The organism is Streptomyces mutomycini (assembly GCF_001700505.1).
Lineage (GTDB): Bacteria > Actinomycetota > Actinomycetes > Streptomycetales > Streptomycetaceae > Streptomyces > Streptomyces mutomycini.
In genome coordinates this window covers 39,664-60,737 of sequence record NZ_MAPV01000012.1, presented here as the reverse complement: position 1 = coordinate 60,737, position 21,074 = coordinate 39,664, and the positions used below count along the sequence as shown (strand labels likewise).

Below are 21,074 nucleotides of genomic sequence, written 5' to 3'. Positions count from 1 at the left end.
GTTGCTCGCGTCCACTGTGTTGTTCCCAGGCCACGAACAGTCGTGCTGGTTGAACAGCTAACTTAAACTGAAAAGTGTGCTTGTTCGCTAAGTGCCGATACTTCGCATTGCGAAGTGGCCGTTAGTGTTTCGGTGGTCATTGCGTTAGGGAAACGCCCGGTTACATTCCGAACCCGGAAGCTAAGCCTTTCAGCGCCGATGGTACTGCAGGGGGGACCCTGTGGGAGAGTAGGACGCCGCCGAACAATCTTTCAAGGGCCCTTGGTCCCAGCGTTCATGCTGGGGCCGAGGGCCCTTTTGTTTTTCCGAAGCGCGTCGGATGGTCGGCTGCGCGAGAATGTCTGTGGTACCCGATGACAGGAGTCACCCCCATGTCCACCAACTCTTCCGACGACCGTCCGGAGCGCGAGCCGCGTCGCCGGGACGGCGGTGACAGGGGCGGCTTCCGAGGTGGCCGTGACGACCGTTCGTCCGCACCTCGACGCGACAACGACCGCCCCAGCGGTGGCTTCCGTCGCGATGACCGTGCTCCGCGCCGTGACGACAACCGTGGTGGTGGTTCCGGCGGTGGCTTCCGTCGTGATGACAACCGTGGTGGTGGCACCGGTGGCGGGTTCCGTCGTGACGACCGTGCTCCGCGCCGTGATGACGACCGTGGTGGATACCGCGGTGGCCAGCAGCGCGATGACCGTGGTGGCCGGCCCGCCGGTGGCGGATTCGAGCGCCGCGACGACCGCGCTCCGCGCCGTGACGACAACCGAGGCGGCAGCACCGGCGGCGGGTTCCGTCGTGACGACAACCGTGGCGGTCGGCCCGCCGGTGGTGGTTTCGAGCGTCGCGATGACCGTGCTCCGCGCCGTGACGACAACCGTGGTGGTGGTTCCGGCGGTGGCTTCCGTCGTGATGACAACCGTGGTGGTGGCACCGGTGGCGGGTTCCGTCGTGACGACCGCGCCCCGCGCCGTGATGACGACCGTGGTGGATACCGCGGTGGCCAGCAGCGCGATGACCGTGGTGGCCGGCCCGCCGGTGGCGGATTCGAGCGCCGCGACGACCGCGCTCCGCGCCGCGACGACAACCGAGGCGGCAGCACCGGCGGCGGGTTCCGTCGTGACGACAACCGTGGCGGTGGCACCGGTGGCGGGTTCCGTCGCGATGACCGCGCCCCGCGCCGTGATGACGACCGTGGTGGATACCGCGGTGGCCAGCAGCGCGATGACCGTGGTGGCCGACCCAGCGGTGGCGGCTTCGAGCGCCGCGACGACCGCGCTCCGCGCCGCGACGACCGCGCTCCGCGCCGCGACGACAGCCGAGGCGGCAGCACCGGCGGCGGCGGATTCCGTCGTGACGACAGCCGAGGCGGCAGCACCGGCGGTGGCGGCTTCCGTCGCGACGACAGCCGTGGTGGCGGTTCCAGCGGCGGCTTCCGTCGCGACGATCGCGGTCCGCGCCGTGACGACGACCGGCCGAGCAGCTTCCGTCGTGACGACCGTGCTCCGCGCCGTGATGACGACCGTGGTGGATACCGCGGTGGCCAGCAGCGCGATGACCGTGGTGGCCGGCCCAGCGGTGGCGGCTTCGAGCGCCGCGACGACCGCGCTCCGCGCCGCGACGACAGCCGAGGCGGCAGCACCGGCGGCGGCTTCCGTCGTGACGACAACCGCGGTGGCAGCACCGGCGGTGGCGGCTTCCGTCGCGACGACAGCCGCGGTGGCGACCGTGACCGTGCGCCGCGTCGTGACAACGACCGTCGTGACGACCGTGGCGGATTCCGCGGCCGGGACGACCGTGGTGGCTACCAGGGCCGCGAGGACCGGGACCGTGAGCCGATCAAGCGGCTTCCGATCCCGGACGACGTCACCGGTCACGAGATCGACAAGGATGTCCGTCAGGAGCTGATGAGCCTGCCGAAGACCCTTGCCGAGGACGTTGCACGGAACCTCGTCATGGTCGCCCGTCTGATCGACGAGGACCCCGAGCAGGCGTACGCGTACTCCCGTATCGCCCTGCGTCTGGCGTCACGCGTCGCTGCGGTGCGTGAAGCCGCCGGCTTCGCGGCGTACGCGACGCAGAAGTACGCCGAGGCCCTGGCCGAGTTCCGGGCGTCCCGTCGGATGACCGGTTCCGTCGAGCTGTGGCCCGTCATGGCCGACTGCGAGCGTGGACTCGGACGCCCCGAGCGCGCCATGGACATGGCCGGCGAGCCCGAGGTGCAGAAGCTGGACAAGGCCGGACAGGTCGAGATGCGCCTGGTCGCCGCCGGAGCCCGCAGGGACATGGGGCAGATCGACGCTGCCATCGTCACGCTGCAGGGGCCTGAGCTCGCTTCCAACGCCGTCCACTCGTGGACGCCGCGCCTGCGTTACGCCTATGCCGACGCACTCCTGGAAGCCGGCCGCGAGGACGAGGCCCGTGAGTGGTTCGGGAAGGCCCTGGAGGCCGACAAGGACGGGGCGACCGACGCGTCCGACCGGCTGGCCGAACTTGACGGTGTGGACTTCGTCGACGCGCTCGGCGATGACGACGAGCAGCCCGCCCCGACGGCCGCGATCGACGACACAGCGGTCGTCGCCGAAGCCGATGACGCGGACGGCCTGGACGATGACGACCAGGACGACGGCCAGGACGACGGCCAGGACGAGCAGGAAGTCGACGAGCAGGACGACGACGTCGATGGACCCGCGAAGGCCTGACCGCCGCTGAAGCACGGTCACGGAAAGGGCGGCACCCCCGGGGGTGCCGCCCTTTTTGCGTTCCCGGGTCCGGCAAGCCGCTACGGCCGGAGGGCCGAAGCGCCGAACGGCCGATCACCGATCGCCCCGGGCCCGGCCCCGTCTCAGCCGGTGCCGAGACTGCGCAGGACCAGCCCCGTGGCCGGTTTCGGGCCGAACGAGGTCGACTTACGGGGCATCGTGACGCCCTGCCTGGCGAGATCCCGTACGACGTCCTCGCTCACCGGATGCATCAGCACCGCGGTGGCGTCGTGCCGCTCCGCCTGTTCGACCACCGCCGCCGAGTCGTGGATGTAGGCGATGTGCTCCGGGGCGTCGGGAATCCGCCACACGTCGTCGAGGAGCGTGGAGTGCAGCACGGTCGCGTCGAGCGAGCGCCAGGCGGCCGGCCGGTCGGCACGGACCGTGCGGGCCAGCAGCTGCTCGTCCGGCCGGTCGACGAGATGGAATCGGCCGTCGCCCGCGAGAAGGAAGGCATTGCCCTCCGCGGCGGCCTCCGCGAGGACGTCGAGTGCCCGGGGCAGCGGACCGTCGACGGGGCGTACGCGGAAGCGGCCGTCGAGGGCACGGAGCGCATCGCCGACCGGGAGGCGGTGCAGCAGCCGGTGGATGGCGCGGACCCGCAGTGGATAGCGGGTGGTGTCGACGAGCAGGACGAGACCGAAGTCCCAGGGCCCGGGGGAGGACTGCTCCTTCTGGAGCCGGAGGTAGGTGGCCCAGCGGTGGTGGCCGTCGGCGATCAGCGCCTGGCGGTGGGACAGGTCGGACTCGACCTCCGCCTGCTCCGCGGGATCGGTGAGGGCCCAGAGACGATGGCTGAAACCGTCCTCGGTCTTCGTGGTCAGCAGCGGGATCCGCTTCACCACGCGTTCGATCACGGCCGTCGCTCCGCTCGGCCCGCCGTCCCCCGCGTAGCTGAGGAGCAGGGGTTCGAGGTGGGCGGCCGCGGTGCGCATCAGATCGGCGCGGTCCTCGACGACGTCGGCCATGACGTCCTCGTGCGGGAGCACGACACCCTCCTGCGCGGGGGAGAGCGCGAGTGCCCCGATCACACCGCGTTGCAGGACGCCGCAGGCCCGCTGCTCGTACACGTAGAGCGAGGGCACCGGGTCCGGGGCGAGGACACCCTCCGCGAGCCAGCGCTTGAGAGTGTCGGCGGCCTGCCGGTGGCGTGCGGTGGCCGTGCCGGCCTGCGGGAGGATCAGCCGCACGATGTTGTGCGGGTCCGCTGACTCCAGGTGGTGGAGGCCGTCGGGCCGGACGACGACGTCGTACGGAGGTGAGGTCACCGCCGCCAGGCTGCCGACCCGTTCGGGGACGTATCGCAGCCCGCGGAAGGGGATCAGCCGCAGTCCCTGACCGGAGGCGGGCCCGGATGTGTTCATCCGTGCATGGTAAGTGCGCTCCCGTGATGGGCGATGATCGGGGGAGAGGCATGGAAAGAGGAGCACAGGCATATGAGTCATCAGCACACGTTCCGGCCGCTCGGGAGCAGCGTCGCGCTGAGCGAGGCGTACGACACGGCCCTGCTCGACCTCGACGGGGTGGTGTACGCGGGCGGGCATGCCATCGTCCACGCCGTCGAGTCGCTGGGCAGTGCACGCGCGGGCGGTATGCACCTGGCGTATGTGACGAACAACGCGCTGCGGACGCCGGACGCCGTGGCGGAGCACCTGACGGAGCTCGGGGTGCCGGCCGAACCCGCTGATGTGATCACGTCGGCGCAGGCGGTGGCCCGGCTGATGGCCGATCAGCTGCCGTCCGGGGCAAGGGTGCTCGTGGTCGGAGGCGAAGGGCTGCGGGTCGCGCTGCGCGAGCGCGGGCTGGTGCCGGTGGAGTCGGCGGACGACGGTCCGGTCGCCGTGGCCCAGGGGTTCGGCGGGCCCGATCTCGCGTGGGGCCGGTTCGCCGAGGCGGCGTACGCGATCTCGCGCGGCGCCGAGTGGTTCGCGTCCAACACGGACCTGACGATTCCGGGCGCCCGTGGGATCGCTCCGGGCAACGGCGCGGCGGTGGAAGTCGTACGGATCGCGACGGGTGCCGAGCCGCAGGTCGCGGGCAAGCCGCTGCCGCCGATGCACCGTGAGACCGTGCTGCGGACCGGGGCGGAGCGGCCGCTGGTCGTCGGGGACCGGCTGGACACGGACATCGAGGGCGCGTTCAACGGCGGGGTCGACTCGCTGCTCGTCCTCACCGGGGTGACCGACGCGGCGCAGCTGATCGCGGCCCGACCCGAGCACCGCCCGACCTATGTGGACCGGGACCTGCGGGGGCTGCTCACCGGACAGCCCGAGGTGTCCGAGGAGGGCGGCGGATTCCGCTGCGGCGGCTGGACGGCCGCGGTGCGCGGGGACGCACTCGTACTGGACGGCGAGGGCGACGGGATCGACGGACTGCGGGCCCTGTGCGGGGCGGCGTGGACGCACGCCGGTCAGGGTGTGTGCGGGCTGGACGCGGACAAGGCCGTGGCCTCCCTGGCTCTGTAGGAAGCCGGACCGGGCGCGGTACGAGGAGCCGGCCCCGGGCGGTGGGGAACACGGGCGTTGATCCAACAGCAGGACAGGCTAACCTAACCAGGTGTTGGTAGAGAGTCCCCCCGAATCGAATTCCGGCCGCCCGGCCACGCCGGACACCGGCCGGCGTGCCGGGCGCCACGCGGTACGGGCCGCGGGCCTCCTGGCCGCCGTGGCGGTGCTGGCGCTGGTGTGCCTCGCGAGTATCGCGATCGGTGCCAAGGCCCTGCCGTTCTCCGAGGTGTGGCACGGCCTGTTCCACTACTCGGGCACCGGCGGCGATGTCCTCGTACGGGATGTGCGGGTTCCGCGCACCGTTCTGGGGCTGATCGTCGGGGCGGCGCTGGGGCTGGCCGGCGCGGTGATGCAGGCGCTGACCCGGAACCCGCTCGCCGAGCCCGGCCTGCTGGGTGTCAATGCGGGCGCCGCGGCGGCCGTCGTCTCGGCCATCACCTTCCTCGGCGTCACCTCGCTGACCGGGTACGTCTGGTTCGCGTTCGGCGGCGCCGCGATCGTGTCCGTCGCCGTCTACCTGCTCGGCGGCAGCCGGTCCGCGAACCCCGTACGGCTGGCGCTCGCCGGCACGGCGGTCACCGCGGCGCTCTTCGGCTACGTCAACGCCGTACAGCTCCTCGACGCGGCGGCGCTGGACCGGCTGAGGTTTTGGACCGTCGGGTCGCTGGCCTCCGCGAACACGGAGACGGTCGGCAAGGTGTGGCCGTTCATCGCGCTCGGCGTCGTGCTGTCCCTGCTCATCGCCCGGCCGCTCAACGCGCTGGAGATGGGCGACGACACGGCCAGGGCGCTCGGCGCGCATCTGACCCGTACCCGCGTCCTCGCGATGGTGGCCGTCACCCTGCTCTGCGGGGCGGCGACCGCCGCCTGCGGGCCGATCGTCTTCATCGGGCTGATGATCCCGCACCTGGTCCGCACCATCACCGGCCCGGACATGAGGTGGATCCTGCCCTACGCGGCCGTGCTCGCACCCGTGCTGCTGCTCGGCGCCGATGTGGTGGGCAGGGTCGTCGCACGCCCCTCCGAGCTGCAGGTCGGCATCGTCACGGCGCTGCTGGGCGGGCCCGTCTTCATCCACCTCGTACGCCGCAAGAGGATGGCCCAGCTGTGAAGGCCGCGCAGGACACCACGAGGACGGTCCGCGCCGTGCGGACGGCAGGCGGGCTCTCCTTCCGCGTGGACGCGCGGGCGTCCGCAGTGATCGTGCTGCTGGTCGCGGCGGCGGTCTTCGCCGCCGTGGTGCTGATCGGCAGCGGCGACTACGCCATGTCCCCCGGCCAGGTCGTCAGCACGCTGTTCGGTGACGGAACCTTCCAGCAGGAGTTCATCGTCACCGAACTGCGGCTGCCCAGGGTCCTGGTGGGGCTCCTCGTCGGCGCCGCGCTCGGTGTCGGAGGCGCCGTCTTCCAGAGCGTCTCCCGCAACCCGCTCGGAAGCCCCGACGTCCTCGGCTTCGGCCAGGGCTCCGCGGTCGGCGCGCTCATCGTGATCGTGCTCTTCCACGGCGGACCCACCGAGGTCGCGGCGGGCGCCGTCGTCGGCGGTCTGCTCACGGGCGCCGCCGTCTACCTGCTGGCCTGGAAGCGCGGGGTGCACGGCTACCGGCTGGTCCTCGTCGGCATCGGCGCCGCCGCGATGCTCACCGCCACCACGCATTACCTGATCACCAAGGCCAACCTCGTCGACGCCACCCGTGCCGTCGTCTGGATGACCGGCTCGCTGGACGGCCGGGACTGGGCCCAGGTCTGGCCGCTGCTCGCCGTCTGCTGTGTCCTGATCCCCCTGGTCCTCGGCCACGGGCGGGCGCTGCGCATGATCGAGATGGGCGACGACGCCGCACACGCCCTGGGCGTACGGGTGGAACGCACCCGCCTCGTCCTCCTGAGCTGCGCCGTGCTGCTCGTCGCCGTCGCGACAGCCGCCGCCGGGCCCATCGTCTTCGTCTCGCTCAGCGCCCCGCAGGTCGCCCGCCGCCTCACCCGCGCGTCCGGCCCGAACCTGGCGGCCGCGGCCGCCACGGGCGCCGCCCTGCTGCTCGTCGCCGACTGGACCGCCATGAACGCCTTCGGGGACCGCCAGCTCCCCGTGGGCGTCGTCACCGGTGTACTCGGCGGCTGCTACCTGCTGTGGCTCCTCGTGTCCGAGCGCAGGGCAGGACGCATATGAAGCCGGGCACACCGGACAGCTCGCAGCCCACACCCACAGACTCCGGGAGTACGACCATGCAGCGCCTCACCGCGGACTCCGTGACCCTCGGCTACGACCAGCGGATCATCGCGGAGAACCTCTCGGTCGAGATACCCGACAACTCCTTCACGGTCGTCGTCGGCCCCAACGCCTGCGGCAAGTCGACCCTGCTCCGCGCCCTCTCCCGGATGCTGAAGCCGAGCGCCGGAGACGTCCTGCTGGACGGGCGGTCCATCCACCGGATGCCCGCGAAGAAGGTCGCCAGGACGCTGGGCCTGCTGCCGCAGTCCTCCATAGCACCCGACGGGATCACCGTCGCCGACCTCGTCTCGCGCGGCCGCTACCCCCACCAGGGCCTGCTGCGCCAGTGGTCGCCCGAGGACGAGCGGATCGTGAAGGAGTCCATGGAGTCGACCGGCGTCGGCGAGCTGGCCGACCGCTACGTCGACGAGCTGTCCGGCGGCCAGCGCCAGCGGGTCTGGATCGCCATGGCCCTGGCCCAGCAGACCCCGCTGCTGCTGCTCGACGAGCCGACGACGTATCTCGACATCCAGCACCAGATCGACGTGCTCGACCTCTGCGCCGAACTCCACGAGACACAGGGCCGCACCCTCGTCGCCGTCCTGCACGACCTCAATCACGCCGCCCGGTACGCCACCCACCTGATCGCCATGCGCGAGGGGGTGGTCGTCGCCGAGGGCGCGCCCGGCGACGTCGTCACCGCGCAGCTCGTGGAGGAGGTCTTCGGGATGCGGTGCCAGGTCATCGAGGACCCCGAGACGGGGACACCGCTGGTGGTGCCGGCAGCCCGCGGAAAGCGCACCCGGGCGTCCGTCTGAGGCCCGCCCGGTTCAGAGCCGGAGGCCCGCCCCGTTCAGAGCAGGGACCTGAGCGTCAGCAGATCGCGGAAGCCCGCCTCCAGCCGCACCCGGCCCGACCCCCAGGCCTTCGCGAAGTTCAGGTCGCCGCCGACCATGGCCACCAGGTCGTCGCCGGTCATCGCGAGCCTGATCTCGGCCTTCTCACGGGGCGGGCCGTCATGCGTGTCCAGCACCGTGATCCGGCCGTTCGCCAGCCGTCCGGTGAACGTCGCGTCGAGATCCCTGATGTGGCAGCTCAGCGAGCGGTCGAGGTCGGCGGCACGGCGTACGTCGCCGTCGGCCCCCGCCAGATTGTCGGAAAGTGTGTCGAGTGCGCTGCGGCACTCCGCCATGGTCGCCATCGTCACCGACGGTACACCGGCCCTTCGGGGTAGCGTTCCCGCATGAGCGACTGGATGCCGGGGCCGGACACGGCGCAGCGGGACGAGGCGGACGAAGCGGCCGCGTCGGCGCCCGCCGTGCCTCCCGTGCCCTCCTTCGACCCCGCCCCGCCCACACCCCTCGGTGTCGCACGCACCCCCACCGGCCACGCCGGTGTGGACGCGCGGCTGGAGCGGCTGGCCGACGCGGACCACCTCGCCGCCGACGGCCACACCGAGGTGTACGAGGATGTACACCGTGGGCTGCGCGACGAGCTGACCGCGCTGGACGTACGGCCCGCACCCGCACCGACGCCCGCGCACGACAACAGGAGCTGAACGAGAAGTGGCAGGAGTGGCACGTCGCCGCCTCGACGCCGAGCTGGTACGCCGCAAGCTCGCCCGCTCGCGCGAGCACGCGAGCCAGCTGATCGCCGCGGGGCGGGTGACCGTCGGCGGGAACACCGCGACCAAGCCCGCCACCCAGGTGGAGACCAGCGCGGCCGTCGTCGTCGTCAAGGACGACAGCGACCCCGAGTACGTCTCGCGCGGCGGGCACAAACTCGCGGGCGCCCTCGCCGCCTTCGTGCCCCTGGGGCTGAAGACCGAGGGCCGGCGGGCACTGGACGCGGGAGCCTCGACCGGTGGCTTCACCGATGTGCTGCTGCGGGCCGGCGCCGGCCATGTCGTGGCCGTGGACGTCGGGTACGGGCAGCTCGCATGGTCCCTGCAGTCCGATGAACGCGTCACCGTCAAGGACCGTACCAACGTACGGGAGCTGACGCTGGAGCAGATCGACGGCGAGGCGGTGGACCTGGTGGTGGGCGACCTGTCGTTCATCCCGCTCGGCCTGGTGCTGCCCGCCCTCGCGCGCTGCGCCGCGCCCGACGCCGACCTGGTGCTCATGGTCAAACCGCAGTTCGAGGTGGGCAAGGAGCGCCTCGGCAGCGGCGGAGTGGTCCGCAGCCCCGAACTGCGGGCCGAAGCGGTACGGGAGGTGGCGCGCCGGGCCGGACTGCTGGGCCTCGGCGTCCAGGGTGTGACGGCGAGCCCGTTGCCGGGCCCGTCGGGAAACGTCGAGTACTTTCTGTGGCTGCGGGCCGGCGCACCTGAGCTGGATCCCGCGGATGTCGACCGTGCAGTGGCGGAGGGGCCCCGTTGACGACGCATGCGGCACAACCAGGGAACGCGGAACGCACCGTCTTCCTGCTCGCGCACACCGGCCGCCCGGCCGCGATCCGCAGCGCGGAGCTCGTGGTCCAGGGCCTGCTGCGGAACGGCCTGGGCGTCCGGGTGCTGGCCGTGGAGGCGGCGGACCTGCCGCTGCCGCCGTCCGTCGAGACGGTCAGCGACGCGACGCCCGCGGCCGTGGACGGCTGTGAACTGCTGATCGTGCTCGGCGGGGACGGGACGCTGCTGCGCGGTGCCGAGATCTCCCGCGCCTCCGGCGTACCGATGCTCGGCGTCAACCTCGGACGGGTCGGCTTCCTCGCCGAGGCCGAGCGCGACGACCTGGACAAGGTCGTCGACCGGGTCGTCACCCGGGCGTACCAGGTCGAGGAGCGGATGACGCTCGACGTCGTCGTGCACAGCAACGGCGACGTCGTGCACACCGACTGGGCGCTCAACGAGGCCGCGGTCCAGAAGGTCTCGCCCGAGCGGATGCTCGAGGTCGTCCTGGAGATCGACGGCCGCCCCGTGACCGGCTTCGGCTGCGACGGGATCGTCTGCGCCACCCCGACGGGGTCTACCGCGTACGCCTTCTCGGCGGGCGGCCCCGTCGTCTGGCCGGAGGTCGAGGCGCTTCTCATGGTGCCGATCAGCGCCCACGCGCTGTTCGCGAAGCCGCTGATCACCTCGCCCGACTCGGTGCTCGCCGTCGAGGTCCAGCAGTACACCCCGCACGGTGTGCTGTGGTGCGACGGCCGCCGGACCGTCGAGCTGCCCGCGGGAGCCAGGGTGGAGGTGCGGCGCGGCGCCGTGCCCGTACGGCTGGCGCGGCTGCACCAGGCGTCGTTCACCGACCGGCTGGTGGCCAAGTTCGCGCTGCCCGTGCAGGGCTGGCGGGGCGCTCCGCACTGACTCCCGGGACCGCTGCTCACACCCGCGGGAGTGAACCGGTCACCGGGGTCCGTCGCACACCGGGCGCCGGACCTCGTAAGGTCATGTCCGTGTTGGAGGAGATGCGGATACGGTCGCTCGGAGTCATCGACGACGCGGTGGTGGAGCTGTCACCCGGTTTCACCGCGGTGACGGGTGAGACCGGCGCGGGCAAGACCATGGTCGTCACGAGCCTCGGGCTGCTGCTCGGCGGGCGCGCCGACCCCGCCCTGGTGCGGATCGGTTCCAAGGCTGCGGTCGTCGAGGGGCGGATCACGGTGTCCCCGGGCGACGCGGCGGCGGTGCGCGCCGAGGAGGCCGGGGGCGAGATCGAGGACGGGGCGCTGATCATCAGCCGTACCGTCTCGGCGGAAGGGCGCTCCCGCGCGCATCTCGGGGGGAGGTCCGTGCCCGTGGGAGTGCTCGCCGAGCTCGCCGACGAACTCGTCGCCGTACACGGCCAGACCGACCAGCAGGGCCTGCTCAAGCCCGCACGGCAGCGCCAGGCCCTCGACCGGTACGCCGGCGGCGGTGTCGACGTGCCCCACACCAAGTACGCGGCGGCCTACCGGCGGCTGCGCGCGGTCGTCACGGAGCTCGACGAGCTGACCACCAGGGCCAGGGAACGCGCCCAGGAAGCGGATCTGCTGCGTTTCGGCCTGGAAGAGGTCGCCGCCGTGGAGCCGCTGCCCGGGGAGGACACCGAACTCGCCGCGGAGGCCGAGCGGCTCGGTCACGCCGAGGCGCTCGCCTCGGCCGCGGCCCTCGCCCACACGGCGCTCGTGGGCGATCCGGAGGACCAGGAGGGCGTGGACGCCACCACGGTGGTCGCCGCCGCCGGACGGTCCCTGGACGCCGTACGGGCGCACGACCCGGCGCTGGCCGCGCTCGCCGACCGGATCGGCGAGATCTCGATCCTGCTCGCCGACGTCGCCGGGGAGCTCGCCGGATACGCCGACCAGCTCGACGCCGACCCGCTGCGGCTCGCCGCCGTGGAGGAGCGGCGTGCCGCGCTCACCGCGCTCACCCGCAAGTACGGCGAGGACATCACCAGCGTGCTCGCCTGGGCCGGGGACGGCTCCGCCCGGCTGACCGAGCTGGAGGGCGACGACGACCGCATCGGCGAACTGACGGCGGAACGCGACGCGCTGCGCGCCGAGCTCTCCGTCCTCGGCCAGGAGCTGACCGACGCGCGGACGGAGGCGGCGGCGCGCTTCGCCGCCGCCGTCACCCAGGAACTGGCGTCGCTCGCGATGCCGCACGCACGGGTCTCCTTCGCCATCGGGCAGACGGAGGCGCCGGACGAGGCGTCCGGCATCGAGATCGGGGGCCGGAACGTGGTCTACGGGCCGTCCGGCGCCGACGAGGTGGAGCTCCTGCTGGCGCCGCACCCCGGTGCCCAGCCCAGGCCGATCGCCAAGGGCGCCTCGGGCGGTGAGCTGTCCCGGGTGATGCTCGCCGTCGAGGTGGTCTTCGCCGGTTCCGACCCCGTGCCGACGTACCTGTTCGACGAGGTCGACGCCGGTGTCGGCGGCAAGGCGGCCGTGGAGGTCGGCCGGCGGCTGGCGAAGCTCGCCAGGTCAGCGCAGGTCGTCGTGGTCACCCACCTGCCGCAGGTGGCGGCCTTCGCCGACCGGCAGCTGCTGGTCGAGAAGACCGTCGACGGATCGGTGACCAGGAGCGGCGTCACGGTCCTGGAAGGCGAGGACCGGGTGCGGGAACTCTCCCGGATGCTCGCCGGGCAGGAGGATTCGGAGACCGCCCGGGCCCACGCCGAAGAGCTGCTGGAGGCCGCGCGCGCCGACGGATAGCGGCCACCGGCGTCAGTCCTGCGCCGCCCGCCTCACTCGTACGAGTGGGGCGGGCCGTCCCGCTCTCGGCGCGAGGACGGGAACAACGTTTCGTCAGTGCCGGAACAGGCGTACGGACTGGCATCCTTGACGCTGTACATACCGCCGACTCGGGAGCCCCGGGAGCCAATCAACGTGTCACAGCTGCGTACGGTCCAAGTCCTGGGCGGCGGAGCCGGAAGCAGCGCTCGTGTCAGCTCGCTCGCCGCAGGTCTGGTCGCCAGAGGTGTGCAGGTCACCGTCTGCGCCCCGGCAGGTTCCGGCCGCGCCCACGGACTGCCCGCGACCGGCGCCCGCTTCGTCGCGGTGCCCCGGCGCAGCGACCCCGCGGCCGTCGCGGCTCTCCGTACCGCCTGCACCGGGGCCGACATCGTCCACGCCCACGGGCTGCACGCCGCCGTACGGGCGGGGCTCGCGCTCAGCGGGCAGGGCATCCCGCTGGTCGTGACCTGGCACACCCGCGCCCACGCCGAGGGTGCCCGCGGCAGGCTGCTGCGTCTGCTGGAGCGACGGGCCGCCCGTGCGGCCGCGGTCGTGCTGGGAACCTCGTGGGAACTGGTCGACCGGGCCCGCCGCCGGGGGGCCAGGGACGCCCGGCTCGCACTGGCCGCGATTCCCACGGGCCGCTTCCGCGGCACTCCCGACGACGGCAAGACGCGTGCCGAACTGGGAGCAGTCGGAAGGCCGTTACTGGTATCGGTGGCTCAGCACGGGCACGACACACTGCTGGACGCGGCGCGCCGGTGGGACGCGCTCGACCCGGTGCCGCTGCTGGCCGTCGTGGGTGAGGGACCCCGGGCCGGTGCCGTGCGGCGCCGGATCGCGGCGGAGGGGCTGCCCGCCGTCCTTGCCGGAGGTTCGGACGGCATCGGTGACCTCCTCGCCGCCGCCGACATCGCCGTACTGTCCGGCCGGGGGGAGGGAGGGTCGCTGCTCGCCCAGGAGGCTCTCCGTCTCGGTGTCCCGCTGGTCGCGGCCCGCGCCGACGGCCTGCCGGAACTCGCGGGTGACGCGGCCGAGTTCGTTCCGTACGGGGACGCCGGAGCACTGGCCGGTGCCGTCGTGCGGCTGCTGGACGACCCCGGGCGGCGGGAGCGGCTCGCCGAATCGGGGCGCGCCAAGGCCGCGAGCTGGCCCACGGAGGACGAGGCGATCGCCCATGTGCTCTCCGTGTACGACGAGTTGGCCCAGCCCCTGACAGCCGGCCGGGCCTAGGCCCCGGCCCTCAGCGGGTGTGCCGGCGGGCCCGCAGGGCCAGGCTCAGGGCGAGTACCGACTGCGGGTCGTCCAGGTCGGTGCCGAGCAGCTCGCCGATCCGCGCCAGCCGGTTGTAGAGCGTCTGCCGGTTCAGATGCAGTTCGCGCGCGGCCTCCGCCTTGCGGCCCGCGTGAGCGACGTACGCCTCCAGAGTCGGCAGCAGCGCGGGGCGCGAGGTCCGGTCGTGTTCGAGCAGCGGTCCGATCGCCCGGCCGACGAAGGACGCCAGATCCGGATGGTCCCGCAGCCGCCACAGCAGCAGGTCGATGTCCAGGCGGCGCGCGTCGTGCCAGGGGCGCTCCCCGAGCCCCTGCGCGGCCGTCGAGGCCTCCGCCGCGTGCCGCAGCCCCGCGCCCGCCGCGGTCCAGCCGCCCGCGGCCCCGACCACCACGACGACCGGCGTACGGTCCCCGGCCCGCTCCAGGCCCGCCCGTACGGCCCCGGCCCGCAGCGCCGCCGCCACCCGGTCCGCGAGCACCGCGCGCGTGGTCCCCGGACGCAGCGCCAGCAGCAGCGGGACCCGGCCCTCCACCGGGCGCACTCCTACGAGCACCGGAGCGCCCACCGCCGAGAGCTCCTCCGTCACGGCCCGCGCCAGCAGCGCCCAGCTGCCCGCGGGCGCCGACTCGGGGGCGAGCCGCATCACCACAGGCAGCAGCGGATCGCCCCCCGGCCTGAATCCCAGCACCCCGGCCTGCGCGGGGGCGTCCTCGGGAGCGATCCGGCCCTCGGCGAGATCCGTGAGGAAGTCGCCGCGTCCCCGCGCCGCCACCTCCTCCTCCTGGCGGGCCTGCATCAGCACGACCGCCAGGATGCCCGCCGCACGCTCGGCCGCCATCCGGTGCACCGCCACCAGCGGGCCCGACACCGCGAGCAGGACCAGCCTGGCCCGTACGGAACCGGTCCCGTGCCCGCCTCCCGGTACCTCCACCAGGACGGCGTCGGCCGGTGGAGCCTCACGGGCCGCGCGTGCTCCGCGCAGGCCCTCCCAGACCTGCAGCGGATCGGCGCCCGCCGGGGCGGTCCCGCTGCCCGCCGCGAACAGCAGCCGGCCGTCCGGAGTCTCCAGGAAGACCGGGTTCGCGGCGAAGTCCGCCAGGATTCCCAGGACCTGAGGCACCCCGCCGCCGCCCAGCACCGCCTGCGTACACCGCCGGTGAACCTCCTCCGCCCGCTGGAGCAGGGCGTAGTGGCCGTTGACGATCTCGGTGTGGATCTCCTCGGTCACCGCTACGAACGGCACCTCGCGGTGCAGCTGGACGAGCGGCAGCCCCGCCGTCCGCGCCGCGTCCACGATCGCCGCGGGCAGCCTGCTGAAGCGCGGGCCGAGCTCCACGACCAGAGCGGCGATGCCGCGGTCGGCCAGCTTGCGGACGAAGGCGCGCTGGTCGGCGGGCCGTGACCCGAGGCCCAGCCCCGTCGTGAGCAGCAGCTCCCCGCCCTTGAGGAGGGCCGGGATGTTCGGCGCCTCACCGGCGTGCACCCAGCGCACCGTACGGTCCAGACGTTCCGCACAGGTCAGTACCTCCGGGAGCCCTCCGCGCAGTCCCGGCAGGTCCAGCGCCCGCCGCACGGTGATCCCGCCCTCTGTCTCCACCGGCTCCGGCCTCGTGCTTCCACTCGTGCGCCCGCGCGCCCGTTCCGTCGTGAGGCGCGAACGGCCCCGGTCAGGAAGCTACCGGGCCCGGCCGGGGCTCGTCACACCATGGCCACCGCGGGCTTGACGTTGTGATTGAGGTGGAACACGTTGTCCGGGTCGAACCGCGCCTTGACGCGGGACAGCCGCTCGTAGGCGTCCTCGCCGAACCCGGCCATGACCCGCTCCTGCCCCTCGCGGCCGATGAAGTTGAGGTAAACGGCGCCGTTCGCCCACGGCATCATCGTGGCGCGGACCCCGCGCACCCACCGCCTGACCCGTTCGTCGTCCGCCTCGCTCTCCCAGACGCCGAAGGGGTGCACGGCCCAGGGGGAGGAGCGCCAGGGCAGCGGATAGTCGGCGGGCCCGCGCGCGACCGCGCCGCCCATGGGGAACAGCACATGCTGGGTGTTCGTGGGCACGGGCATCGTGGCGGCATCCGCGCAGAAGGCCGCCACCGCCTCGTCGGGGAAACCGCTCAGATACTCCGCCGACCAGTAGTTCCGCATGCCGGGCGGGTCGTCGAGCATGCACTGCAGGTCCGCGTAGGGAACCGTGTCGATGACCGCCGCCTCGGGATCCAGCGCCAGCAGGGGCGCGGCCACGTCACGGGCCTCCGCCTCCGTACCGGCGAAGGTGATCAGGGCGGCGCACACGAGACGGCCCACCAGGGCCTCGGGCACCCATTCCTCGGGCGGCCCGGTGATGTAGATGCAGGCGCCGCCGGCCTCGTCGGGGGCGGTCGCCATCACGTCGCGGTACGTACGAACCGCTTCGGGGCCGTTCTCGGGGCGGAAGAGCACCATCACCATGCTCATCGCCGGCAGGTCGTGCAGCCGCAGCGTCAGCGAGGTGACCACACCGAAGTTGCCGCCGCCGCCGTGCAGCGCCCAGAAGAGCTCTGGGTTCTCGTCGGCGCTCGCTCGCACGGTGCCGCCGTCCGCGGTCACCACGTCGGCGGCCAGAAGGTTGTCGCAGGCCAGTCCGAACTTGCGCTCCAGCCAACCCGAGCCGCCGCCCAGGGTGAAGCCGCCGACGCCGGTGGTGGAGACCCGCCCGCCCGTGGTGGCCAGTGAATGGGGCTGGGTGGCCCGGTCCAGGTCGCTCATGACGGCACCGCCGCCGACGCGGGCCGACCGGGCGTCCCGGTCGACGCTCACCCCGCGCATCCGGCGCAGGTCGATCACCAGACCGCCTTCGCTCAGGGCCATGCCCGCGACGCTGTGGCCGCCCCCGCGCACCGCGACCTCCAGCTCCCGGTCACGGGCGAGGGCGAGCGCCCGCGCGACGTCCGCCTCGGAGGCGCACTGCGCCACCACCGCGGGTCTGCGGTCGATCATGCTGTTGAAGACCGTACGGGCCTCGTCGTAGCCCGGGTCGCCGGGAGCGTGGACCTCCCCGGCGAAACCGGAGCGGAGGCCGGTCAGAGCGGCATCCGGGAGAGACGTTCGGGGCGTCATGCTGTGCCCCCTTCGCAGGGCGTGACAGGACCCTTCCATCGTAGGTCCGGCCGTGGACATCGGCCGTTCCGCAGAGTCCTGTCACGCCCTCAGGGATCAGCCGGCGTACGCCCCGCTGGCCGTCAGCCGCAGGGCCGTGTCGATCAGCGGCACGTGGCTGAACGCCTGCGGGAAGTTCCCCACCTGGCGCTGGAGCCTCGAGTCCCACTCCTCGGCCAGCAGACCGAGGTCGTTGCGGAGGGACAGCAGCTTCTCGAAGAGCCGGCGTGCCTCGTCTACCCGGCCGATCATCGCCAGGTCGTCAGCCAGCCAGAACGAGCAGGCCAGGAACGCGCCCTCGTCACCCTCGAGGCCGTCGACGCCGGCGTCGTCGCCCTCGGTGGGATAGCGCAGGACGAATCCGTCCTCCGTGGACAGCTCCCGCTGGATCGCCTCGATCGTGCCGATGACGCGCTTGTCGTCGGGGGGCAGGAAGCCCATCTGAGGGATCAGCAGCAGGGAAGCGTCCAGTTCCTTCGACCCGTAGGACTGGGTGAAGGTGTTGCGCTCCGGGTCGTAGCCCCGCTCGCAGACGTCACGGTGGATGTCGTCCCGGAGCTGGTGCCAGCGCTCCAGCGGTCCTTCCGCGTCCCCCGACTCGATCAGCTTGATGGTGCGGTCCACCGCGACCCAGGCCATCACCTTGGAGTGCACGAAGTGCCGGCGCGGTCCGCGCACCTCCCAGATGCCCTCGTCGGGCTCCTCCCAGTGCTTCTCCAGGTACTCGATCAGCTTGAGCTGGAGGCCCATCGCGTAGTCGTTGCGGGTCAGGCCCGTCATGTGCGCCAGGTGCAGCGCCTCGGTGACCTCGCCGTACACGTCGAGCTGGAGCTGGTTCGCCGCGCCGTTGCCGACCCGGACCGGGCCGGAGTTCTCGTATCCGGGCAGCCAGTCCAGCTCCGCCTCGCCGAGCTCCCGCTCGCCCGCGATGCCGTACATGATCTGCAGGTTCTCCGGGTCTCCCGCGACGGCCCGCAGCAGCCACTCGCGCCAGGCGCGCGCCTCCTCGCGGTACCCGGTGCGCAACAGGGAGGAGAGCGTGATCGCCGCGTCCCGCAGCCAGGTGTAGCGGTAGTCCCAGTTCCGCGAGCCGCCGATGTCCTCCGGCAGGGAGGTGGTCGGGGCCGCGACGATGCCGCCGGTCGGCGCGTAGGTGAGCGCCTTCAGCGTGATCAGCGAGCGGACGACGGCCTCACGGTAGGGGCCGTGGTACGTGCACTGCTCGACCCACTCGCGCCAGAAGTTCTCGGTCGCCTCCAGGGACGACTCGGGCTCCGGCACACTCGGCGGCTCGTGGTGCGAGGGCTGCCAGCTGATGGTGAACGCGATCCGGTCGCCGGGGGAGACGGTGAAGTCGGAGTACGTCGTCAGATTCTGGCCGTACGTGTCCGCTTCCGTGTCCAGCCACACCGAGTCGGGGCCCGCGACCGCGACCGTACGGCCGTCGACCTTGTGCACCCACGGGGTGACCCGCCCGTAGCTGAAACGCATCCGCAGTTCGGAGCGCATCGAAACCCGCCCGCTCACGCCCTCCACGATGCGGATCAGCTGGGGGGCACCGTCACGCGGCGGCATGAAATCGGTCACGCGGACCGTGCCCCGGGGGGTGTCCCACTCCGATTCCAGGACGAGTGAGTCGCCGCGGTAGCGGCGCCGGTCCGCCGCCGGGGGCTCCGCCCCCTCGGGACGGGCGGGTCCCAGCCGCCAGAAACCGTGCTCCTCGGTGCCGAGAAGTCCGGCGAAAATGGCGTGTGAATCGAAGCGTGGGAGGCACAGCCAGTCCGCTGTGCCGTCCCGGCAGACCAGGGCTGCGGTCTGCATGTCTCCGATGAGTGCGTAATCCTCGATGCGCCCGGCCACGTGCGTCTCCAGTCGAACGGCCATGTCGCCCCGCAGGGCGCTTACTGCTGGTCAAGGGGTCGTTGTAGTAGAACCGACGAGCTCTTGCGCGGGTGAGCGGGCTGGGGTGGAGCCGCTGGGCCGGCCAACTCGGCAGCGAGTGTCCGAGCAGGATACGACGCACCTGGAAGATCCGCGCGACTGTCCACCGGTTGTCCGCAGCCTGTCATGGGCGAATGGGTGGGACCTGAAACGGACGTGATGATCTTGTGGTGACGGGGGAGAGGGCATGGCCGGAAGCGGCCTCCTCCCGTCGCTGTTACCCTGGTAGCCCGTGGACCGGTGGTCGTCCCGACAGTGGACGAGGCCCCCGAACCGCAGCGACGGCGCCTGCTGGAATCCTCCGCACGGCATGCCGGTACGCACCTCACGATCGCGACCACGGGAGCCCCCTTTGGCTATGCAGCCCACATCCACGACGACCAAGCACATCTTCGTCACCGGGGGTGTCGCCTCCTCCCTCGGCAAGGGTCTGACTGCCTCCAGCCTGGGTGCCCTGCTCAAGGCACGTGGCCTGCGGGTCACCATGCAGAAGCTCGACCCCTATCTGAACGTCGACCCCGGCACGATGAACCCCTTCCAGCACGGTGAGGTGTTCGTCACCAACGACGGCGCCGAGACCGACCTGGACATCGGCCACTACGAGCGCTTCCTCGACGTCGACCTCGACGGTTCGGCCAACGTCACGACCGGCCAGGTCTACAACACCGTGATCGCCAAGGAGCGGCGCGGCGAGTACCTCGGCGACACCGTCCAGGTCATCCCGCACATCACCAACGAGATCAAGCACCGCATCCGGCGCATGGCGACCGACGACGTCGACGTCGTCATCACCGAGGTCGGCGGCACGGTCGGTGACATCGAGTCGCTGCCCTTCCTGGAGACGGTCCGCCAGGTCCGCCACGAGGTCGGCCGCGACAACGTCTTCGTCGTGCACATCTCGCTGCTGCCCTACATCGGCCCGTCAGGCGAGCTGAAGACCAAGCCCACCCAGCACTCCGTCGCAGCCCTGCGCAACATCGGTATCCAGCCCGACGCCATCGTGCTGCGCGCCGACCGTGACGTCCCGACCGCCATCAAGCGCAAGATCTCACTGATGTGCGACGTCGACGAGACCGCGGTGGTGGCCTGCAAGGACGCCCGGTCGATCTACGACATCCCGAAGGTGCTGCACACCGAGGGCCTGGACGCCTATGTCGTCCGCAAGCTGGACCTGCCGTTCCGCGATGTCGACTGGACCACCTGGGACGACCTGCTGGACCGGGTCCACAACCCCGACCACGAGGTCACCGTCGCCCTGGTCGGTAAGTACATCGACCTGCCCGACGCCTACCTCTCGGTCACCGAGGCCATCCGGGCCGGCGGCTTCGCGAACAAGGCCCGCGTCAAGGTCAAGTGGGTCGCCTCGGACGACTGCAAGACCCCGGCCGGCGCGCAGAAGCAGCTCGGCGACGTCGACGCCGTCTGCATCCCCGGCGGCTTCGGCGAGCGCGGTGTGGTCGGCAAGGTCGGCGCCATCCAGTACGCCCGTGAGAACAAGGTGCCGCTGCTCGGCCTCTGCCTCGGCCTGCAGTGCATCGTGATCGAGGCCGCGCGCAACCTCGCCGGCATCCCCGACGCCAACTCCACCGAGTTCGACGCCGCCACGGGCCACCCCGTCATCTCCACGATGGAGGAGCAGCTCGCCTACGTCGAGGGCGCCGGCGACCTGGGCGGCACCATGAGGCTCGGCCTGTACCCGGCGAAGCTCGCCGAGGGCTCCCTCGTCCGCGAGGCCTACGCCGGTGAGCCGTACGTCGAGGAGCGCCACCGGCACCGCTACGAGGTCAACAACGGCTACCGCGCGGAGCTCGAGAAGAAGGCCGGACTCGTCTTCTCCGGAACCTCCCCGGACAACAAGCTCGTCGAGTACGTCGAGTACCCGCGTGAGACCCACCCCTACCTGGTGGCCACCCAGGCGCACCCTGAGCTGCGCTCGCGCCCGACCCGCCCCCACCCGCTCTTCGCCGGCCTGGTGAAGGCCGCCGTGGAGCGCAAGGTCGCGGCGCACGGGACAGGCGCCGACGCGTAGGAGCGTCCGGCTCCGAGGCGATACGGTTGACCGGGGTACGGATCCTTCACGGGATGCGTGCCCCGGTTTCTGTTT

Annotated in this window: 16 protein-coding genes, 1 rRNA gene and 1 pseudogene; 13 read left to right on the top strand and 5 right to left on the bottom strand. The window is 72.2% G+C overall.

Annotation, left to right across the window (positions count from 1 at the left end; all coding sequences use genetic code 11):
* Nucleotides 1-128: 128 nt before the first annotated feature.
* The 3 genes and pseudogenes from rrf to BFF76_RS01525 all read left to right on the top strand — a co-directional run bounded on the left by rrf (nt 129) and on the right by BFF76_RS01525 (nt 2,693).
* Nucleotides 129-245: ribosomal RNA gene (rrf, locus tag BFF76_RS01535) — 5S ribosomal RNA — on the top strand.
* 147 nt (nt 246-392) lie between these two features.
* Nucleotides 393-1,352 (top strand): annotated as a pseudogene (locus BFF76_RS34800) (hypothetical protein); the annotation flags it as partial.
* 546 nt (nt 1,353-1,898) lie between these two features.
* Entirely contained in the window at nt 1,899-2,693 is a 795-nt protein-coding gene (locus BFF76_RS01525) for a tetratricopeptide repeat protein (RefSeq protein WP_065846800.1), read from the top strand.
* A 143-nt stretch (nt 2,694-2,836) separates the two neighbouring features.
* Here the strand turns inward: BFF76_RS01525 and BFF76_RS01520 are convergent, their stop codons facing one another.
* Nucleotides 2,837-4,117: a DUF1015 family protein gene (locus BFF76_RS01520; RefSeq protein WP_065846798.1), complete on the bottom strand. Its 1,281-nt coding sequence runs from the start codon at nt 4,115-4,117 to the stop codon at nt 2,837-2,839.
* 72 nt (nt 4,118-4,189) lie between these two features.
* On the opposite strand from BFF76_RS01520, the gene BFF76_RS01515 reads away from it, so the two are divergent.
* The 4 genes from BFF76_RS01515 to BFF76_RS01500 all read left to right on the top strand — a co-directional run bounded on the left by BFF76_RS01515 (nt 4,190) and on the right by BFF76_RS01500 (nt 8,286).
* Entirely contained in the window at nt 4,190-5,218 is a 1,029-nt protein-coding gene (locus BFF76_RS01515) for an HAD hydrolase-like protein (protein ID WP_031099214.1), read from the top strand.
* Nucleotides 5,219-5,309: 91 nt separating this feature from the next.
* Nucleotides 5,310-6,371, top strand: coding sequence for a FecCD family ABC transporter permease (locus tag BFF76_RS01510; protein WP_078958971.1), 1,062 nt, complete (start codon nt 5,310-5,312; stop codon nt 6,369-6,371).
* The gene (locus tag BFF76_RS01505; RefSeq protein WP_031099209.1) at nt 6,368-7,426 is read left to right on the top strand and encodes a FecCD family ABC transporter permease; all 1,059 of its coding nucleotides are present in this window, start codon (nt 6,368-6,370) and stop codon (nt 7,424-7,426) included. The genes BFF76_RS01510 and BFF76_RS01505 overlap by 4 nt, the downstream gene beginning before the upstream one ends.
* Nucleotides 7,427-7,482: 56 nt before the next feature.
* Complete coding sequence (locus BFF76_RS01500; protein ID WP_031099207.1) at nt 7,483-8,286, top strand: ABC transporter ATP-binding protein; 804 nt, start codon at nt 7,483-7,485, stop codon at nt 8,284-8,286.
* Between the two features lie 35 nt (nt 8,287-8,321).
* On the opposite strand, the gene BFF76_RS01495 is transcribed toward BFF76_RS01500, so the two are convergent.
* Entirely contained in the window at nt 8,322-8,669 is a 348-nt protein-coding gene (locus BFF76_RS01495; RefSeq protein WP_065846803.1) for an alkyl sulfatase C-terminal domain-containing protein, read from the bottom strand.
* Nucleotides 8,670-8,711: 42 nt separating this feature from the next.
* On the opposite strand from BFF76_RS01495, the gene BFF76_RS01490 reads away from it, so the two are divergent.
* From BFF76_RS01490 to BFF76_RS01470, 5 genes are all read left to right on the top strand, one after another.
* The gene (locus tag BFF76_RS01490) at nt 8,712-9,026 is read left to right on the top strand and encodes a hypothetical protein (RefSeq protein ID WP_053930875.1); all 315 of its coding nucleotides are present in this window, start codon (nt 8,712-8,714) and stop codon (nt 9,024-9,026) included.
* Between the two features lie 7 nt (nt 9,027-9,033).
* A complete protein-coding gene (locus BFF76_RS01485) occupies nt 9,034-9,849 on the top strand; it encodes a TlyA family RNA methyltransferase (protein WP_031099203.1) in 816 nt (271 codons plus the stop codon).
* Nucleotides 9,846-10,769: an NAD kinase gene (locus BFF76_RS01480; RefSeq protein ID WP_053930876.1), complete on the top strand. Its 924-nt coding sequence runs from the start codon at nt 9,846-9,848 to the stop codon at nt 10,767-10,769. The genes BFF76_RS01485 and BFF76_RS01480 overlap by 4 nt, the downstream gene beginning before the upstream one ends.
* Before the next feature lie 83 nt (nt 10,770-10,852).
* A complete protein-coding gene (gene recN, locus BFF76_RS01475; protein ID WP_065846796.1) occupies nt 10,853-12,598 on the top strand; it encodes a DNA repair protein RecN in 1,746 nt (581 codons plus the stop codon).
* 174 nt (nt 12,599-12,772) lie between these two features.
* On the top strand, nt 12,773-13,852 hold the full coding sequence (locus BFF76_RS01470; protein ID WP_031099198.1) for a glycosyltransferase family 4 protein: 1,080 nt from the start codon (nt 12,773-12,775) through the stop codon (nt 13,850-13,852).
* A 10-nt stretch (nt 13,853-13,862) separates the two neighbouring features.
* Here BFF76_RS01470 and BFF76_RS01465 read toward each other — a convergent pair whose 3' ends face one another.
* The 3 genes from BFF76_RS01465 to BFF76_RS01455 form a co-directional block, all read right to left on the bottom strand.
* Nucleotides 13,863-15,491 carry a PucR family transcriptional regulator gene (locus BFF76_RS01465; protein ID WP_065846795.1) on the bottom strand — a complete coding sequence of 543 codons (1,629 nt, stop codon included), beginning with the start codon at nt 15,489-15,491 and terminating at the stop codon, nt 13,863-13,865.
* 101 nt (nt 15,492-15,592) lie between these two features.
* On the bottom strand, nt 15,593-16,990 hold the full coding sequence (locus BFF76_RS01460) for an FAD-binding oxidoreductase (protein ID WP_065846792.1): 1,398 nt from the start codon (nt 16,988-16,990) through the stop codon (nt 15,593-15,595).
* Between the two features lie 96 nt (nt 16,991-17,086).
* Nucleotides 17,087-18,889, bottom strand: a complete 1,803-nt coding sequence (locus tag BFF76_RS01455) for a glycoside hydrolase family 15 protein (protein ID WP_031099192.1) — start codon at nt 18,887-18,889, stop codon at nt 17,087-17,089.
* A gap of 439 nt (nt 18,890-19,328) precedes the next feature.
* Here BFF76_RS01455 and BFF76_RS01450 point away from each other — a divergent pair, with 439 nt between their 5' ends.
* Complete coding sequence (locus BFF76_RS01450) at nt 19,329-20,999, top strand: CTP synthase (RefSeq protein WP_031099190.1); 1,671 nt, start codon at nt 19,329-19,331, stop codon at nt 20,997-20,999.
* The last annotated feature ends 75 nt before the right edge of the window (nt 21,000-21,074 follow it).

Coding starts and splice junctions, on each gene's coding strand:
- BFF76_RS01490 (WP_053930875.1), top strand. CDS start 8,712: ATGAGCGACTGGATGCCGGGGCCGGACACGGCGCAGCGGGACGAGGCG.
- recN (WP_065846796.1), top strand. CDS start 10,853: ATGTCCGTGTTGGAGGAGATGCGGATACGGTCGCTCGGAGTCATCGAC.
- BFF76_RS01495 (WP_065846803.1), bottom strand. CDS start 8,669: ATGGCGACCATGGCGGAGTGCCGCAGCGCACTCGACACACTTTCCGAC.
- BFF76_RS01450 (WP_031099190.1), top strand. CDS start 19,329: ATGCAGCCCACATCCACGACGACCAAGCACATCTTCGTCACCGGGGGT.
- BFF76_RS01525 (WP_065846800.1), top strand. CDS start 1,899: ATGAGCCTGCCGAAGACCCTTGCCGAGGACGTTGCACGGAACCTCGTC.
- BFF76_RS01460 (WP_065846792.1), bottom strand. CDS start 16,990: ATGACGCCCCGAACGTCTCTCCCGGATGCCGCTCTGACCGGCCTCCGC.
- BFF76_RS01500 (WP_031099207.1), top strand. CDS start 7,483: ATGCAGCGCCTCACCGCGGACTCCGTGACCCTCGGCTACGACCAGCGG.
- BFF76_RS01520 (WP_065846798.1), bottom strand. CDS start 4,117: ATGAACACATCCGGGCCCGCCTCCGGTCAGGGACTGCGGCTGATCCCC.
- BFF76_RS01515 (WP_031099214.1), top strand. CDS start 4,190: ATGAGTCATCAGCACACGTTCCGGCCGCTCGGGAGCAGCGTCGCGCTG.